The sequence below is a fragment of the Mesorhizobium sp. WSM4842 genome, assembly GCF_055901575.1.
Genome location: NZ_CM148372.1, coordinates 1467933 through 1485397 on the forward strand (window position 1 = coordinate 1467933; position 17465 = coordinate 1485397).

The 17465-nt window shown below is 62.6% G+C and carries 14 protein-coding genes; 12 read left to right on the top strand and 2 right to left on the bottom strand.

Features of this window, described 5'->3' with window-relative positions:
* Positions 1 to 2: 2 nt before the first annotated feature.
* The 7 genes from tolR (at position 3) to ftsH (ending at position 8560) form a co-directional block, all read left to right on the top strand.
* Complete coding sequence (gene tolR, locus AC0NIE_RS06975; protein ID WP_023719608.1) at positions 3 to 461, top strand: protein TolR; 459 nt, start codon at positions 3 to 5, stop codon at positions 459 to 461.
* A gap of 7 nt (positions 462 to 468) precedes the next feature.
* Entirely contained in the window at positions 469 to 1635 is a 1167-nt protein-coding gene (locus tag AC0NIE_RS06980; RefSeq protein WP_473486347.1) for a cell envelope integrity TolA family protein, read from the top strand.
* 29 nt (positions 1636 to 1664) lie between these two features.
* Entirely contained in the window at positions 1665 to 2975 is a 1311-nt protein-coding gene (tolB, locus tag AC0NIE_RS06985) for a Tol-Pal system beta propeller repeat protein TolB (RefSeq protein WP_473486348.1), read from the top strand.
* A 267-nt stretch (positions 2976 to 3242) separates the two neighbouring features.
* Positions 3243 to 3749 (top strand): peptidoglycan-associated lipoprotein Pal, encoded by a 507-nt coding sequence (gene pal / locus AC0NIE_RS06990; protein WP_027152911.1) that lies wholly within the window; start codon positions 3243 to 3245, stop codon positions 3747 to 3749.
* A gap of 202 nt (positions 3750 to 3951) precedes the next feature.
* Entirely contained in the window at positions 3952 to 5076 is a 1125-nt protein-coding gene (ybgF, locus tag AC0NIE_RS06995) for a tol-pal system protein YbgF (protein ID WP_473486349.1), read from the top strand.
* A gap of 58 nt (positions 5077 to 5134) precedes the next feature.
* Positions 5135 to 6508 carry a tRNA lysidine(34) synthetase TilS gene (tilS, locus tag AC0NIE_RS07000; protein WP_473486386.1) on the top strand — a complete coding sequence of 458 codons (1374 nt, stop codon included), beginning with the start codon at positions 5135 to 5137 and terminating at the stop codon, positions 6506 to 6508.
* Between the two features lie 123 nt (positions 6509 to 6631).
* Positions 6632 to 8560, top strand: a complete 1929-nt coding sequence (gene ftsH / locus AC0NIE_RS07005) for an ATP-dependent zinc metalloprotease FtsH (protein WP_065011263.1) — start codon at positions 6632 to 6634, stop codon at positions 8558 to 8560.
* Between the two features lie 226 nt (positions 8561 to 8786).
* On the opposite strand, the gene AC0NIE_RS07010 is transcribed toward ftsH, so the two are convergent.
* Entirely contained in the window at positions 8787 to 9449 is a 663-nt protein-coding gene (locus AC0NIE_RS07010; protein WP_473486350.1) for a hypothetical protein, read from the bottom strand.
* Between the two features lie 481 nt (positions 9450 to 9930).
* Between AC0NIE_RS07010 and glmM the strand changes: the two genes are divergently transcribed.
* The 5 genes from glmM (at position 9931) to serA (ending at position 16447) form a co-directional block, all read left to right on the top strand.
* Complete coding sequence (glmM, locus tag AC0NIE_RS07015) at positions 9931 to 11283, top strand: phosphoglucosamine mutase (protein WP_473486351.1); 1353 nt, start codon at positions 9931 to 9933, stop codon at positions 11281 to 11283.
* 224 nt (positions 11284 to 11507) lie between these two features.
* Positions 11508 to 12353 carry an outer membrane protein gene (locus tag AC0NIE_RS07020; RefSeq protein ID WP_473486352.1) on the top strand — a complete coding sequence of 282 codons (846 nt, stop codon included), beginning with the start codon at positions 11508 to 11510 and terminating at the stop codon, positions 12351 to 12353.
* Positions 12354 to 12543: 190 nt separating this feature from the next.
* Positions 12544 to 13293, top strand: coding sequence for an outer membrane protein (locus AC0NIE_RS07025; RefSeq protein ID WP_473486353.1), 750 nt, complete (start codon positions 12544 to 12546; stop codon positions 13291 to 13293).
* Positions 13294 to 13494: 201 nt separating this feature from the next.
* Complete coding sequence (locus AC0NIE_RS07030; RefSeq protein WP_473486354.1) at positions 13495 to 14670, top strand: phosphoserine transaminase; 1176 nt, start codon at positions 13495 to 13497, stop codon at positions 14668 to 14670.
* A 178-nt stretch (positions 14671 to 14848) separates the two neighbouring features.
* On the top strand, positions 14849 to 16447 hold the full coding sequence (gene serA, locus AC0NIE_RS07035; protein ID WP_123150140.1) for a phosphoglycerate dehydrogenase: 1599 nt from the start codon (positions 14849 to 14851) through the stop codon (positions 16445 to 16447).
* Between the two features lie 113 nt (positions 16448 to 16560).
* Here serA and AC0NIE_RS07040 read toward each other — a convergent pair whose 3' ends face one another.
* Positions 16561 to 17451, bottom strand: coding sequence for a DMT family transporter (locus AC0NIE_RS07040; protein WP_473486355.1), 891 nt, complete (start codon positions 17449 to 17451; stop codon positions 16561 to 16563).
* Positions 17452 to 17465: the final 14 nt, after the last annotated feature.

Below are 17465 nucleotides of genomic sequence, written 5' to 3' on the forward strand. Positions count from 1 at the left end.
TCATGGGAATGTCCGTAAGCGCAGGTGGCGGAGGACGCGGCGGGCGCGGCCACAGGCGGCGCGGCCGCCATCACGCCTTGATATCGGAGATCAACGTCACGCCGATGGTCGACGTGATGCTGGTGCTCTTGATCATCTTCATGGTCGCGGCGCCGCTGCTGACGGTCGGTGTTCCGGTCGATCTGCCCGAGACGAAGGCCAAGGCGATGAACGCCGATACCCAGCCGATCACTATTTCGATCGACGCCACGGGTAAGATCTTCCTGCAGGAGACCGAAATCCCGCTGGAGGAGCTGGTCGCGAAACTACAGGCGATTTCCAAGACCGGCTACGAGGAGCGCATCCGCATCCACGGCGACAAGGCTACGAACTACGGCACCGCGATGGAGGTGATGGCCCAGATCGCGGCCGCCGGCTACAAGAACATCGGCCTGATGTCATTGCCGAAGCAGGACCAATAGACGCGAGATGAAGACCGGCCTCACCACATCGGTGATCCTGCATACGGTGGCGCTCGCCTTCGGCCTGTTCACGCTGTCGGCGCCGGCTGCGCTTCCGTCGTCCGATGTCGAGTCGGTCGCGGTCGAAATCGTGCCGATGGAGGCCGTCTCGCAGGTTTTGCAAGGCGACAAGAAAGCCGTGATGCACGAAAAGCCGGCGCCGCTGCCGACACAGCGTCCCGACATCGTTCCCGACGCCCAGAAAGTCGGCGAGAACAGCGTCGACACCGACAAACCGCCGACGCCTGAGGCCAAGCCCAAGCCGGTCGATATGACGGCGGCTCCGCCACCCGCGCCGACCCCGGTCGAGAAGCCGAAGACCGAGGACGTGCCGACGCCGCCGGAAAAGCCGCAGCCTATTCCCGCGACGGAGGTTGCGCCGGTGCCGCAGCCGAAGGAAGAGGTCAAGCCCGAACCGGTCAAGCAGACCGAGCCCAAGTCGACGCCGGCCAAGGAGCCAACGCCCACGCCGCCGCAGGACAAGACCGCCGCCATTGACCCGAAGCCTGAGGTCAAGCCGGACGCCGTCGCCGAAGCGATTGCCAAGGAACCGCCAATCGAGGAGACGCAGCTTCCGGACTCTGCGCCGGCCCCGCAGGCGCGGCCAAAGCCGCAGCCGGCCAAGGCCGAAAGCGCCAAGGCGCCGGAGCGCAAGGACGCCGACAAGCCGGTCAAGGAAGCGTCGTCCAGGCCGAAGTCGGACGACAAGCAATTCAATGCCGATGAGATTTCCGCTCTTCTCGACAAGCAGAAGCCGTCTGGCGGCGGCGCCAAGCGCTCGACCCAGCAGGCATCGCTCGGCGGCGAAAAGAACCAAGGCACCAAGCTCTCGCAGAGCGAGCTTGATGGCTTGAAGGCTCAGATCAAACGCTGCTGGAGTGTGACGCCCGGGACATTCGATGGCGATAGCCAAAAAGTCACCATCAGGATGAAGCTCACCCCAAATGGCGAGATCGACAGCGCTCCGGAAGTCGCGTCCGGGGGCGATGGCTCAACGGGCTCCCGCGTCGCCTCGGAAGCAGCGCGGCGCGCAGTGCTGCGATGTGCGCCCTACAATCTCCCCGTCGCAAAATATGACGGTGAATTGGGATGGAACGAGGTCGAGGTCAATTTCATCCCCAGCGACATGTACTGATTTGCCGAGAGAACAACGAGGCTGAACGAATGAAGAAGTTCCTTACGACGCTGATGCTGATCGGCACGATTGCGGCCGGCATGAGCGCGCTGGTTACACTGCCGGCAAAGGCGTTGGTCCAACTCGACTTGACTGAACCCAATATCGAGCCTCTGCCGATCGCTATCACCGATTTCCAGGGCGGCGATGCGTTGGGGGCGGAGATCTCGAAGATCGTCAGCGCAGACCTGAAGCGCTCCGGCCTGTTCGCGCCGATCGACAAGAGCGCTTTCATCGAAAAGATCGCCAATCCGGATGCCGCGCCCCGTTTCGAGGACTGGAAAGTGATCAATGCCCAGGCCCTGGTCACCGGCAGCGTCAGCAAGGAGGCTGATGGCCGCGTCCGTGCCCAGTACCGGTTGTGGGATACCTTTGCCGGCCAGCAATTGTCCGGCGAGCAGTTCTTCGCCAACGATGCCAATACGAGGCGCGTCGCCCACATCATCGCCGACGCCATCTATGAGCGGCTGACCGGCGAGAAAGGCTATTTCGACACGCGCGTCGTCTTCATCGACGAATCGGGCGCAAAGAACGCGCGCAAGAAGCGCCTCGCCATCATGGACCAGGACGGCGCCAATATCCGCTATCTGTCGGATGGCAGGTCGATCGTGCTGACCCCGCGATTCTCGCCAAGCCGGCAGGAAATCACCTACATGTCCTATGAAAGCGGCCAGCCGAAGGTCTATCTGCTGCAGATCGAGACCGGGCAGCGCGAACTGGTCGGCGACTTTCCCGGCATGACCTTTGCGCCGCGCTTCTCGCCCGACGGCCAGAAGGTGATCATGAGCCTGCTGCGCGACGACGGCAATTCCAATATCTTCGCCATGGATTTGAGGAGCCGCTCGACGACCAGGCTCACCAATTCGACGGCCATCGACACCTCGCCGTCCTATTCGCCGGATGGCAGCAAGGTGGTGTTCACCTCCGACCGCGGCGGCCGCGCGCAGATTTATGTGATGGGCGCCGACGGTTCGGGCCAGACCCGCATCTCCTTCGGCGACGGTGTCTATTCGACGCCGGTATGGTCGCCGCGCGGCGATCTCATCGCCTTCACCAAGCAAACCGCCGGCGAGTTCCAGATCGGCGTCATGCGTGTCGACGGTTCGGGCGAGCGCATCCTCTCGACCGGCTTCCAGCAGGAGGGGCCGACCTGGGCGCCCAACGGCCGGGTGCTGATGTTCTTCCGCGATTCAGCCGGCGGGCCGAAACTCGTTTCGGTCGATCTCACCGGCCGCAACGAACAGTCGATCCCGACCGCCAATTTCGCATCGGACCCGGCCTGGTCGCCGCTGCTCGAGTAAGTGAGGAGTTGGAGAAATGAAGAATTGAAGAATTGAAGAAAACGGATTCCTCAACTCTTCAATTCGCTCTTTCCACGGCTTGGTCGCGTTTCAGCCGCATTTCCGCCTAGGGTCCGCGCACATTGTTGCCCCACTGGTGGCGTCTGGCAAAACGGCTGCGGACGGCAGCCGAAACCAAATTTTAACCGTGTTTCTTGAACGCCGGTTAACCCAAACGTGGTTACTGGACGATCAACGAAATCACTCGAATTGCGAAGGAGAGGCGGCATGGGCCGTATCGCAGCACTTACCAGAAACCCGGCGATGATCGCGCTGGTGGCGTTGCTCGCCATCGCCGGTTGCGCCTCGAAGAAGAACCTGAACAGCGCCGCCGATCTTGGTCTCAGTGGCGCCGGGGCGGCAACGCCCGGATCGGCGCAGGACTTCACCGTCAACATCGGCGACCGCATCTTCTTCGACACGGATTCGTCCTCGATCCGCGCCGACGCGCAGACGACGCTTTCGCGCCAGGCGCAGTGGCTGAATCAGTATAGGCAGTATGCCATCGTCATCGAAGGCCATGCCGACGAGCGCGGCACGCGCGAATACAATCTGGCGCTCGGCGCCCGCCGGGCCGCGGCCACCCGCGACTTCCTCGTCGCCAGGGGTGTTTCCGCCCAGCGCCTGAAGACCATTTCCTACGGCAAGGAGCGTCCGGTCGCGGTTTGCGACGACATTTCCTGCTGGTCGCAGAACCGCCGCGCCGTCACCACGATCAGCGGCGCCGGTTCTTGATCGGCAATTCCTGATCGGCAGAAATGCAACACATATGTGCGAAAGGCGGCCGCGGCCGCCTTTTTCATGTCCGGCGCCCCGGATATGGAACTTGAAACAAAATTTGGCCGAAGTCCTGCGTCCTGGTAAGAGCCGAGGCGCCTGACGGTCCCACACCGATCGGAAGGCATGCAACAGGCAAACAATTCACGGCGAGAGGCACATGCATTTCAGATCGGTCTTGAGCGGCACGCTTGCGCTGCTGCTCGTATCAAGCGTCGCTGCACTTGGTGGCGGTACCGGGGCAATCGGCAATGAGCAAGCTGCAGAAAAAAGCGGTTTTTCCTTCCGCCTGCCGACGCTCGGCATTTTCGGTGAAAAGCCGGGCATTTTCGGTGAAAAAAAGAAACCGGATCAGGCTCAATTTGCGCAGGATGGCACCGGCACTACGGCGCTGGAGGAACAGCTCCGCCAGATGAACGGCAAGATTGAGGAACTCAACTTCCAGGTGCTGCAGATGCAGGAGCAGATCCGCAAGCAGCAGGAAGACAACGAGTTCCGCTTCCAGCAGCTGGAAGGCGGTTCGCAAGGCGCGCAGCAACCAGCCGAGCAGAAAAAGTCGGACGCCACCACCAACCCCGACAGCAGCGTCGCCGAGGCTCCGGCGACGCACGCGCCGGCCGATGCGGGCACATCGCCAGCCGGCGACCAGAGCGGGGAGGTCATCGTCGAATCGCCGACAGGCGAACCCGGCACGGTGATCCAGGGCACGCCGCCGAAGACGTTCGGCACCATCACGGTCGACAAGAACGGCAATGTGATCGACGCCGACGGCAACACGCAGGCACATGCACCGGCGCAGAACACCGCTCCTGCTACCGGCGCCCAAGGCGCCGGCGACCAGGCCGCCGGCACGCAGGCCGGCAAGTCCGACGATACGGTGGTTGCGGCACTGCCCGCCACCGACGACCCGGAGGAGCTTTACCGCAACTCCTATCAGTTCATCTTGTCGGGCGACTACGGCACTGCCGAACAGGGTTTTCGCGACCACATCGCCCGCTTCCCCAAGGACGCCAAGACGGCGGACGCGCATTACTGGCTGGGTGAGTCACTGCTCGGCCAGCAGAAATACCGCGACGCGGCCGAGACCTTCCTCGCCGCCAGCAAGGATTATCCGAAGGCCAAGAAGGCTCCCGACATGCTGCTGAAGCTCGGTGTGTCGCTGGTCGGATTGAACCAGCGCGACGTGGCCTGCGCCACTTTCGGCGAGATCGGCAAGCGCTATCCCAACGTTTCCGGCGCGCTCAAGGAACGCGTCAAGCAGGAAAGGGCGCTCGCGGCGTGCTAGTTTTTTTCTTGCATGTCGTTGCCCCAAAACCGGGGCCACTTTTGGGCGACATGCATTGATGCTCGAAACCGAGCCTGACCTTTCGGTTTTTTCGCAGATCGATTTTACCAACGGCGCTGTTGCGGCCGTGTCCGGCGGCAGCGACTCGACCGCCCTTCTCCTTCTCCTCAAAGATCACCTCGACCGTACCGCGCCCGCAACGAAATTGCTGGCTGTGACGATCGATCACGGTCTGCGGCCGGGCGCGGCCGCTGAGGCGCAAGCCGTGGCCAGGCTTTGTGCCGGGCGCGGCATTGCCCACCGCATCCTGGTCTGGTCCGGACGCAAGCCGTCGACCGGCCTGCCGGCTGCCGCGCGTGAGGCCCGCTACCGGCTGCTGGCAGAGGCAGCGCAGGCGGAAGGTATCGGCCTGATCCTGACCGGCCACACTGCCGACGACCAGGCCGAGACCGTGCTGATGCGGCACGCGCGCGGCTATGGGGCACGCGAAGAGGGGCGAGGCCTTGCCGGCATGGCACCGGCCACCCTCTATGATTGGCGGATCTGGATCGCACGGCCGCTTCTCGGCACACGACGTGCGGCGCTGCGCGAAGTCCTGCGGCGCGCAAATGTCGGCTGGGCCGAAGACCCGACCAATGAAGACGAGGCTTTCGAGCGGCCGCGTATCCGCGCAGCGCTTGCCGACGGCAATGGCGCGCAGCGCGTGGAAGACGCGGTGGCGCTGGCCGCGCGGGCTGCGGTCGAGCGCGAACAGCTTGGCCATCACGCCGCCGCGCTGATCCGTGGCTTTGCCAGCAGGCCCGCCGCCGGCCTTATCCGTCTCGATCCGGGCTTTGCGACGGCCGGCGACGAGCCGGCGGCCGTCTACGCGCTGCGCATCCTGCTGGCGACTGTCGGCGGCGTTGCCTTTCTGCCCGACCAGGCTCGCAGCGAAGCGCTGCTCAACCGGCTGAGGACCGCGCCATTTTGCGCTACATTGTCGCGGACGGTGATCGATGCACGGCGTGCCGGCATCTTCCTGCGTCGCGAAACCCGCAACCTGCCGCCCGCCGCTCCTGCCGTGGACAATGCCCTCTGGGACGGCCGCCGGAGGATCACATTGGGCGACGAACCCCGTGCATTTTTGATCGCGCCGCTCGGCGCGGCTCGTGCCGCAAAACAGGCAATTGCCGAAGACGGCACGCCGCCAAGCCTTGTCCGCGCGGCTCTGGCGGCCGAGCCGGTGCTGTGGCGCGCAAGCGAATATCTTGGCGAATGCCTCGGTTCGGCGCAGGACAGCCCGGGATTGCCAGGAATGGCGGTATGGCCGGTCGTCGCGCCCTTTGCCCGCTTCCTGCCGTCATTCGATCTGACGCCGGCCGGAACGGTCGCCGCGCTGATCGGTGCGCCGGTTCTTCCTGCCTCGCCTTTCAGCGGCCACACTGCCGGTTGATCATGGGCGAAAGCTTAACCGCGACATGCTGTTCTGCTTGGCAAGGGAAGGCGCCATCCCTATGTTAGACCCAAGTTTCCTCTCACGACGCGTGTCCGCCAGCGGACGCCAACGGGACAATTGATGAATCCGAATTATCGCAATCTCGCGCTCTGGGCGATCATAGCGGTCCTGCTCATCGCTCTCTTTAATCTGTTCCAGACGCCGCAGACGCGCGGAGCAGCGAGCGATGTCCCCTATTCGCAGTTCCTGCAGGATGTCGCGGCCGGCCGGGTCAAGACGGTGACCATAGCGGGTGCCCGCATCTCGGGCACCTATACCGACACCTCTACCGGCTTCCAGACCTATTCGCCGGGTGATCCGTCGCTGGTTTCGAGACTCCAGGACAAGAACGTCACCATCAACGCGCGCCCCGAATCCGACGGTTCCAATTCGCTGTTCGGCTATCTCATCTCCTGGCTGCCGATGATCCTCATCCTTGGCGTCTGGATATTCTTCATGCGCCAGATGCAATCCGGCTCCGGCCGCGCCATGGGTTTCGGCAAGTCGAAGGCCAAGCTTTTGACCGAAGCGCATGGCCGCGTCACCTTCCAGGACGTTGCCGGCGTCGACGAAGCCAAGCAAGATCTGGAAGAGATCGTCGAATTTTTGCGTGATCCGCAGAAGTTCCAGCGGCTTGGCGGTAAGATCCCGCGCGGCGTGCTGCTCGTCGGCCCTCCCGGAACCGGCAAGACGCTGCTTGCCCGTTCGGTCGCCGGTGAGGCCAACGTGCCGTTCTTCACCATTTCCGGCTCGGACTTTGTCGAGATGTTCGTCGGCGTTGGCGCCAGCCGCGTCCGCGACATGTTCGATCAGGCCAAGAAGAATGCGCCCTGCATCATCTTCATCGACGAAATCGACGCGGTCGGCCGCCATCGCGGCGCCGGCCTCGGCGGCGGCAACGATGAACGCGAGCAGACGCTGAACCAGTTGCTGGTCGAAATGGACGGCTTCGAATCCAACGAAAGCATCATCCTGATCGCCGCCACCAACCGGCCGGACGTGCTCGATCCGGCGCTGCTCAGGCCCGGCCGTTTCGACCGCCAGGTGGTGGTGCCGAATCCCGACATCGTCGGCCGCGAGAAGATCCTGAAGGTGCATGTGCGCAACGTGCCGCTGGCGCCCAATGTTGACCTCAAGGTGATTGCACGCGGCACGCCGGGCTTTTCCGGAGCTGACCTGATGAACCTCGTCAACGAATCCGCCCTGATGGCGGCGCGGCGCAACAAGCGCCTTGTCACTATGGCCGAGTTCGAGGACGCCAAGGACAAGATCATGATGGGCGCCGAGCGCCGCTCGTCGGCCATGACCCAGGCCGAGAAGGAACTCACCGCCTATCACGAGGCCGGCCACGCCATTCTGGCGCTGAACGTGCCGTCGGCCGATCCGCTGCACAAGGCGACCATCATCCCGCGTGGCCGGGCGCTTGGCATGGTCATGCAGCTGCCGGAAGGCGACCGCTATTCGATGAGCTACAAATACATGATCTCGCGCCTCGCCATCATGATGGGTGGCCGCGTCGCCGAGGAGTTCAAGTTCGGCAAGGAGAACATCACCTCGGGTGCCTCCTCGGACATCGAGCAGGCAACCAAGCTGGCACGCGCCATGGTCACGCGCTGGGGCTTCTCCGACAAGCTCGGCCATGTCGCCTATGGCGATAACCAGGAAGAGGTCTTCCTCGGCCATTCGGTGGCGCGCACGCAGAACGTCTCGGAAGAGACGGCGCAGATCATCGACGCCGAAGTGCGCCGGCTGATCGACGAGGCCTATTCGACGGCGAAATCCATCCTGACCAAGAAGAAGAAGGAATGGATCGCGCTGGCGCAGGGGCTTTTGGAATACGAGACGCTGTCCGGCGAGGAGATCAAGCAGTTGATCGCCGGCCACAAGCCCGCCCGCGATCTCGGCGACGACACGCCTCCGAGCCGTGGCTCGGCCGTGCCGAAGTCCGGCAGCCGCCGCAAGAAGGGCCCGGAGCCCGAAGGCGGCATGGAGCCTCAGCCGTCAAGCTAGGCCCGCCCAAGAGGTTGATTTCGAAAACGCCGCGGTGTTGACCGCGGCGTTTTCCGTTCAGGAGGTGCCGTGATGAGGGCCGATCTCCCACGCAAGGGGGGAGATCGGCCGTCACTTCCGCTTTTACAAACCTTCAGCACTGCAGGCGCAATTTATCGCCGGCAGCAAGAAAGGCCCGCGAAGCTTGCGGCTCGCGGGCCTTGCTATCTTCGAATGTTGATGCCGATCAGCTCTTCAGCGCGGCATTGCAAAGGCTGTAGAAGCCGCCACCGTTCTGGATCCACTTGAGGCCACCCAGCGTCCCGGCATCCTTGTTGGCGTGGTACTGGTCGCGGCAGGTGTGCATGCGGGCCTTGGCCGGAGTTTCGCTGCTATACTTGGTGGAGATCGCCTTCGGAAACGTCACTCCCTGGGGAGCGATGAGGGTCGGCGTTTCCGGGTGGCTGGTGAGGCTTGCCTGATCGGCTGCCGGCACGGTGTCGTCGGAAGCACCGGCACCGCACTGGCTCATGCGGAAGTCGTTCCACTTCATGCCGTTCAGCGTGTTGCCGGTCTTGGCCGCCTGATATTTGGCGCTGCAATCCGCTCTGCTGAGGCCGTTGCCGGCGTTGACAGTTGCCGCTGCCTTGGTCGTCGCTGCAGCGGCCGCATCGATAGTTGCAGCGCTGGTGCTGTCCGCCTTGGCTGGCGTGGCGTCGGCTGCGGCGGCCTCGGTGCCGCATTCTGCCTTGCGGAACTGGTTCCAGTTCTGGCCGCCAAGTGTTCCGGCGTCCTTTGCCGCGTTATACTTGGTGCTGCATTCGGCCATGGTCAGCGCATTGGCAGGCGCCGCCAGGAATAAAGTCACGACGGCAAGACCCGTCAAAGTGGCAAGTCGATGGATGAGCATGCGTCTTCTCCCTCATGTGTTCACGATATGTCCCATGCAAGCAATAGCACTCAACGACTGGTTGCGCCAGATGCTAAATAGCGCAAAAGCCGCCTGAAAGTGCGTTATTTCCAAGAGAATGATGGAATCGTCGGCAGCTACTGTCCGCCAGATGCAATTTTTCCGAGCGTTTGCACGGAAAACGCGTATAGAGCGGCCACAGTCAGGAACGGCCTCACGACAGGTTGATCGGGTCGGCCGGTGCGGCGGACCTGATTGCCCGGACACTGACGACACACCAAAGAATGCAGATACGGTCTGAAGTTCCTGAAGGCTGCTGCCACAACCGGAGCAGGCAAATCAACACACTAGCGTGACACAAAACACACAAACCAACAATTTTCTAAGGATTGGCGACGTACAATAATGCATTGTGATGATAGGGCTCGGGCCAATTTGTGGCATGACGTGCCGGAAAAGAACCATCGGGAAGCTGGCTAGCATGGCAGGAAGTTATTTCGGTACGGACGGCATTCGCGGGCGCGCCAACAGGTTTCCAATGACGGGGGAGGTCGCCATGAGGGTCGGCATGGCCGCCGGCCTTTCGTTCCAGCGCGGCAACCATCGCCACCGGGTCGTGCTCGGCAAGGATACCAGGCTTTCCGGCTACATGATCGAGAATGCGATGGTGTCGGGCCTGTGCGCCGCCGGCATGGACGTGTTCCTGCTCGGCCCGATTCCGACGCCCGCGGTCGCCATGCTGGTACGCTCGTTGCGCGCCGACATCGGCGTGATGATCTCGGCCTCGCACAATCCTTACTACGACAACGGCATCAAGCTGTTCGGCCCAGATGGCTACAAGCTCTCCGACGAGATCGAGGAGCGCATCGAGGGGATGCTCGACAAGGATATCGACCTGGCGCTCGCCGATTCGGACGGGCTCGGCCGCGCCAAGCGCGTCGACGGCGTTCATGACCGCTACATCGAATTCGCCAAGCGCACGCTGCCACGGTCGATGTCACTGTCGGGCCTCCGCATCGTCGTCGATTGCGCCAATGGCGCTGCCTACAAGGTGGCGCCCGAGGCGCTGTGGGAACTCGGCGCCGAGGTCGTCGCCATCAATGTCGAGCCCAACGGCTTCAACATCAACAAGGAGTGCGGCTCGACCCATCCGGCAGGCCTGCAGAGGAAGGTGCACGAAGTGCGCGCCGATATCGGCATCGCGCTCGACGGCGACGCCGACCGTGTCGTCATCGTCGACGAGAACGGCGCGATCGTTGATGGCGACCAGATCATGGCGCTGATCGCCGAGGCCTGGCATCAGAGCGGACGGCTGGCCGGAGGCGGCGTCGTTTCGACGGTGATGTCCAATCTCGGCCTCGAACGCTTCCTCGGCGACATGAACCTGCAGTTGCACCGCACCAAGGTTGGCGACCGCTATGTCGTCGAGCACATGCGTGCGCACGGCCTGAATGTCGGCGGCGAACAGTCGGGCCACATCGTGCTGTCCGATTTTTCCACGACCGGCGACGGCCTCGTTTCGGCGCTCCAGGTGCTCGCCTGCATCAAGCGGCAGAACAGGCCGGTCAGCGAACTGTCGAAGAAGTTTGCGCCGGTGCCGCAGCTGCTGAAGAACGTCCATATTTCCGGCGGCAAGCCGCTCGAGGAAGCCCCGGTCAAGGCGGCGATCGAAGATGCACGCCACCGGCTGGGCAAGGCCGGGCGCCTGGTCATCCGGCCATCCGGCACGGAACCACTTATTCGCGTCATGGCGGAAGGCGATGACCAGCAATTGGTCGAGGCCGTCGTCAACGACATTGTCGGGGTCATTTCGGAAACGCGCAGCGCCGCCTGATCCTGCAGCTTTGCCAGTTCGAAAGCCCGCCTCCCGGCGGGCTTTTTTATTGGGTTGCATTCCAATTAATCCAGGGAAATGACGCGAAATCCTGAAAGATTTAGAGATTCATGGTTAAGCGATAAGGTTAAACGCCTTTTAACTTTTCCAATTCATTATCCACGACTGAAGCCAATCAGATTCGGACGCGTTCGCTGTGCCGAGGGTTCTCAGGGGTGACAAGCATGTTGAATACAGCAAGAACGGCCCTCTTTGCCGCGCTGCTCGCGGGCGCGGCCGGACCAGTGTTCGCCGCCGACTTCGTCGAGCCGCCCGTGGTCGAGCCGGCTCCGCCGCTGCCGGTCGACGAGCCGCCGGTCGAATATGGCGGCTGGTACATTCGCGGCGACATCGACTATCACTGGTCGGAGTTCCGCGGCGGCGACTACATCACTTATAGCGCGGCCCCGCCGCAGAATCCCGGCAGCTTCGACAGCGGCGAGTTGGACGGCGCCTTCTCGGCCGGCGCCGGCGTCGGTTACCAGATCAACCAGCATTTTCGCACCGATCTCACTCTGGACTGGATGAGCAAATCCGATTTCCGTGGCTCGACCAGCGGCTTCTGCGGCATTAATCAAACGCCCTGCACCTCGACCGACACCTCGTCCTATTCGGCGCTGCTGCTCCTGGCCAATGCCTACGTCGATATCGGCACCTGGCACGGCATCACGCCCTATGTCGGTGCCGGCATCGGCGGCGCCTGGGTCAAGTGGGATACGCTGCACAACAGCGATATCGACGGCGATTTCGAGCATCATGGCGGCAAGGACTGGCGTTTTGCCTATGCTGCCATGGCGGGCGCATCCTACTGCCTGACTGATCGCGTCAAGCTCGATGTCGGCTACCGCTTCAGTCATATCGAAGGCGGTAAGATGTTCGATTACGCTTCAGACAGCAATGTCGGTCCCGGCTATGACAAGGGCATCAATGTGCACGAAGTGCGCGGCGGCCTGCGCTATCAGTTCGGCAACTCGGACTGCGCCCAGCCGGTGCCGATCGCCTACGAACCCGAACCGGTCTACACCAAGTAATCACTTCGAGAGCAGGTTTGCAGACCGCCCGGCAAAAGCCGGGCGGTTTCCGTTTGTGTCGGGAAAGCGCATCAAAATCAATTCGCTAACGTCCTGTTATCCTTAACCGCCACTTAACCACTATGGTTAACAATGCTTCCTGAAACGGCGCTCGCGATCGCGAATGGCGCCACCTTCGGGAGCCGGGATCATGACAGTCAAATCGCGTATAGCGCTGGCGCTTGCAGCAATCGCCCTGATGCCGCTGTCTCAAGCGCTTGGCGCCGACTACGATCCGCCGATCTATGTCGACCAGGCGCCGGACTATGTGCCGGTCGAAGTCGGTTCGGGATGGTATCTGCGCGGCGATGTCGCCTATTTGCCGGAAAAGAGCTTCGAAGATGAGGATTTCGCCTTCACACCGGCGAGCTTCAGCGACAATGAGGATCCGATCTTTGCCAGCATCGGCTTCGGCTACCATTTCAACGACTATCTGCGTGCCGATCTCAATTTCGGCTATCTGCCCGGCAATAAGATCGGCGTCGGCTATGATGACGGAACGACCGTGGCATCAGCGTCCCTGAAGAACTACGCCTTCTCGGGCATGCTCAACGGCTATGTCGATCTTGGCACCTATGTCGGGATCACGCCCTATCTCGGCGCGGGTATCGGTGTCGTCCAGAGCAACCGCAAGCTTTCAGCGAGCTATTTCACCGACAACAATGACCCTACCGACGATTTCGTTCTGCAGGACGACAAGACCCAGTATTCCTTCGCTTACACGCTGAATGCAGGCCTTGCCTATCAAGTGTCCAAGAATTTTTCCGTAGATCTGGGCTATCAGTATTTTTCCGCGCCCGACGCCGAATACGCGACTGCCGAGAGCCTGACTTCCTATCCGATCGACAAAGGGATCAGCAATCATCAAGTCAAGCTCGGGTTGCGTTACGACCTCTGGTAGGAGCTGCGCACGCGACAATCTTGACGGCGGATCTTCGGGGCCGCCGTTCGTGTTTCGAGGCCATGACATTCTCATCACAGGTGATCAGTATCCCGTCAGCGACAAAAACTTTCCTCTTGACGCCGGAAGCCTGAACGCATATCGCCGTCCGTGGGCCACCCCTCCCCAACGAGGGGCCACTATCTGGAAGGATAGACCACGATGGCGACGCATACGAAGCCCGGACCGCGTCCGGCAAATCCCAATTTTTCCTCAGGTCCCTGTGCAAAGCGTCCCGGCTGGTCGGTCGAGGCGCTGGCCAATGCCGCGCTCGGACGCTCGCACCGCGCCAAGATCGGCAAGACCAAGCTCGAACAGGCGATCGAGCTGACGCGAGAGGTCCTCCAGATTCCCGCAGATTACCGCATCGGCATCGTGCCGGCGTCGGACACCGGCGCGGTCGAGATGGCGCTGTGGTCGCTGCTCGGCGAACGCGGCGTCGACATGGTCGCCTGGGAGAGTTTCGGTTCCGGCTGGGTCACCGATGTGGTCAAGCAGCTGAAGCTCGCCGACGTGCGCAGGATCGAAGCCGGTTACGGCGCGCTGCCGGATCTGGCAAAAATCGACTTCAACCGCGATGTCGTCTTCACCTGGAACGGCACGACATCAGGCGTGCGTGTGCCGAACGGCGATTTCATCCCGGCCAGCCGCAAGGGCCTGACCATCTGCGATGCGACCTCGGCGGCCTTTGCGCAAAAGCTCGATTTCCAGAAGCTCGATGTCGTCACCTTCTCCTGGCAGAAGGTGCTCGGCGGCGAAGGGGCGCACGGCGTGCTGATCCTCAGCCCGCGCGCCGTCGAGCGGCTGGAAAGCTACAAGCCGGCCTGGCCGCTGCCGAAAATCTTCCGCCTCACCTCGGGCGGCAAGCTCATCGAAGGCATCTTCAAGGGCGAGACCATCAACACGCCGTCGATGCTGTGCGTCGAGGATTATCTCGACGCACTGCGTTGGGCGAAGTCGATCGGCGGCCTCGATGCGCTGATCGCCCGCGCCGACGCCAATGCCGCCGTTCTCGACGGCTTCGTCGGCAGATCCGCATGGCTCGGCCATCTGGCCACCGACCCGGCGACGCGGTCGAACACGTCCGTCTGTCTTTCCTTCACCGACCCGGATATCGCGGCACTCGACGCCGACGGACAGGCGGCCTTCGCCAAGGCAATTGTCTCGGATCTCGACAAGGAAGGCGTCGCCTACGACATCGGCGCCTATCGCGACGCGCCGCCCGGCCTGCGCGTCTGGTGTGGGGCGACGGTCGAGACTTCCGATCTCGAAGCGCTGCTGCCGTGGCTCGACTGGGCCTTTGCCGCACAAAAGGCGTCGCTCAAGGCGGCCGCCTGACCCCTCCCCCTTGAGGGGGGTGGCCCGAAGGGCCGGGTGGGGTCGCCTCCACCAACTCAACGGTCCGCCATCCAGAAAGAAAAGATTTCGGCGGCGTCCGGCCGCAACGACCCACCCGGCGCTCGCGCCGACCCTCCCCTCAAAGGGGGAGGGGCGCCAATCGCAAAGGACCAAGCCAATGCCCCGCGTTCTCGTCTCAGACAAACTCTCCACCACTGCCGTGCAGATCTTTAGGGATCGCGGCATCGACGTCGACTACCTGCCCGACCTCGGCAAGGACAAGGAAAAGCTGCTCGAAGTGATCGGCCAGTATGACGGCCTCGCCATCCGTTCGGCGACGAAAGTCACCGAGAAGCTGATCAACGCCGCCACCAAATTGAAGGTGGTCGGCCGCGCCGGCATCGGCGTCGACAATGTCGACATCCCGGCGGCGAGCCGCAAGGGCATCATCGTGATGAACACGCCCTTCGGCAATTCGATCACCACCGCAGAGCATGCCGTCGCCATGATCTTCGCGCTGGCCCGCCAGATACCGGAAGCCAATGCCTCGACCCATGCCGGCAAGTGGGAAAAGAACCGCTTCATGGGCATCGAGATCACCAGCAAGACGCTGGGCATCATCGGCTGCGGCAACATCGGCTCGATCGTGGCCACGCGCGGCGTCGGCCTGAAGATGCATGTCATCGCCTTCGACCCTTTCCTGTCGGACAGCCGTGCCGAGGAACTCGGCGTCGAGAAGGTCGAACTCGACGAGCTGTTCGCCCGCGCCGATTTCATCACCCTGCACACGCCACTGACCGACAAGACGCGCAACATCATCGACGCTGCGGCGATCGCCAAAATGAAGACCGGCGTGCGCATCATCAACTGCGCTCGTGGCGGGCTGATCGTCGAGGCCGACCTGATCGCGGCACTGAAAAGCGGCAAGGTGGCAGGTGCCGGCATCGACGTGTTCGAGGTCGAACCGGCGGAGCAGAGCGAACTGTTCGGCATGGAGAATGTGGTGGCGACGCCGCACCTCGGTGCGTCGACGATGGAGGCGCAGGAGAATGTCGCCCTGCACGTCGCCGAGCAGATGGCCGACTATCTGATCAAGGGCGCCGTTTCCAACGCCATCAACATGCCGTCGATCACCGCCGAGGAGGCGCCGCGCCTAAAACCTTTCGTCAAGCTGGCCGAAGTGCTCGGCGCCTTTGTCGGCCAGGTCACAGAGGACCCGATCAAGGAGGTCGAGATCCTTTTCGACGGCTCGACCGCGACGATGAACACGCGCGCGCTGATCAGCGCCACCCTTGCCGGGCTGATCCGGCCGCAGGTCTCCGACGTCAACATGGTGTCGGCGCCGATCATGGTTAAGGAGCGCGGCATCATCGTCGCCGAGGTCAAGCGCGACAAATCCGGCGTGTTCGACGGCTATATCAAGCTCACGGTCAAGACCGAGCATAGGACGCGTTCGATCGCCGGCACCTGCTTTTCGGACGGCAAGCCGCGCTTCATCCAAATCAAAGGCATCAACCTAGACGCCGAGGTCGGCCAGCATATGCTCTACACGACGAATGCCGACGCGCCCGGTATCATCGGTCTGCTCGGCACGGTCTGCGGCGAGAACGGCGTCAACATCGCCAATTTCCAGCTCGGCCGCAACCGGCCTGGCGGCGATGCCATCGCGCTGCTCTATCTCGATGCTCCGTTTCCGGAAAACGTGCTGGAACAGGTGCGGGCGCACAAGTCGATCGACTCCGCCAAGCGGCTGCATTTCGATGTGGGCGGCGCCTGAAACATGCCCGCGCGCGCCCCGCGTGCTCTACAAGCACACGGGGCGTTTCGACAATAATGGCTGCGACGGGCTCTGGATTGCACCATTCTGATCCGATCCCGAACATTTGCCGGCTAAATCGCCAGCTTCCTTCCGCTGTATTCGGCGAGGCTGATGCCGCCGAGCACCAGCACGAGGGCCAGACCCTGATAGAGCTGGAATGTCTCACCGACGATCAGCACCGACAGCAGCGTACCGAAGATCGGCACCAGGTTGATGAACAGGCCGGCCCGGTTTGCGCCGATCAGTTCGTTGCCCCTGATATAGAAGATCTGCGAGACGACTGAGGCGCCGATCGCGGTGTAGAACGCTATCGCCCAGCCGCGCGCATCGGGGACGATGACCTTGCCGGCGGCCAATTCCCACAGGAAGAAAGGCAGCGAGGTGACAAGTGCGGCAATCGACAGCGCCAGCATCAGGCTTTGCCAGCGTATGGCCGGCTTCAGCCGCAGCCCGACCGAGTAGAAACTGTAACAAAGCACCGCGATCAGCATAATGGCGTCGCCGAAGTTGAGATCCAGCTTGAGAAGCTGGCGCAGATCGCCATGGCTGGCGGTCAGGGCGACACCGATGATCGTCAGCACGACGCCGGCGATCTGCACCTGGTTCACACGCAGGCGAAACAGCACGAAATTGGCTAGGATGATCACGATCGGGATCGCCGCCTGCTCGATCGAGACGTTGATCGCCGTCGTGTAATTGAGCGCCGTGTAGAAGATCGCGTTGAAGAAGGTGAAGCCGCAGGCGCCGAGCCCGCCAAGCAGCAACCAATGCCGGCGCACCACCGGCCAATCCTCGCGCAGCGCTCGCCAGCCGATCGGCAGCATGATCAGAACGGCCAGAACCCAGCGCAGGAAGACCAGCGTCATCGGCGAAATGTGGTCGACCGCCAGCTTGCCGGCCACGGAGTTGCCGCCCCACAGCAAGGTGGTGAACAGCAAGAACAGATAGGCGGTTCGATGCATCGCGAAATTCCAGC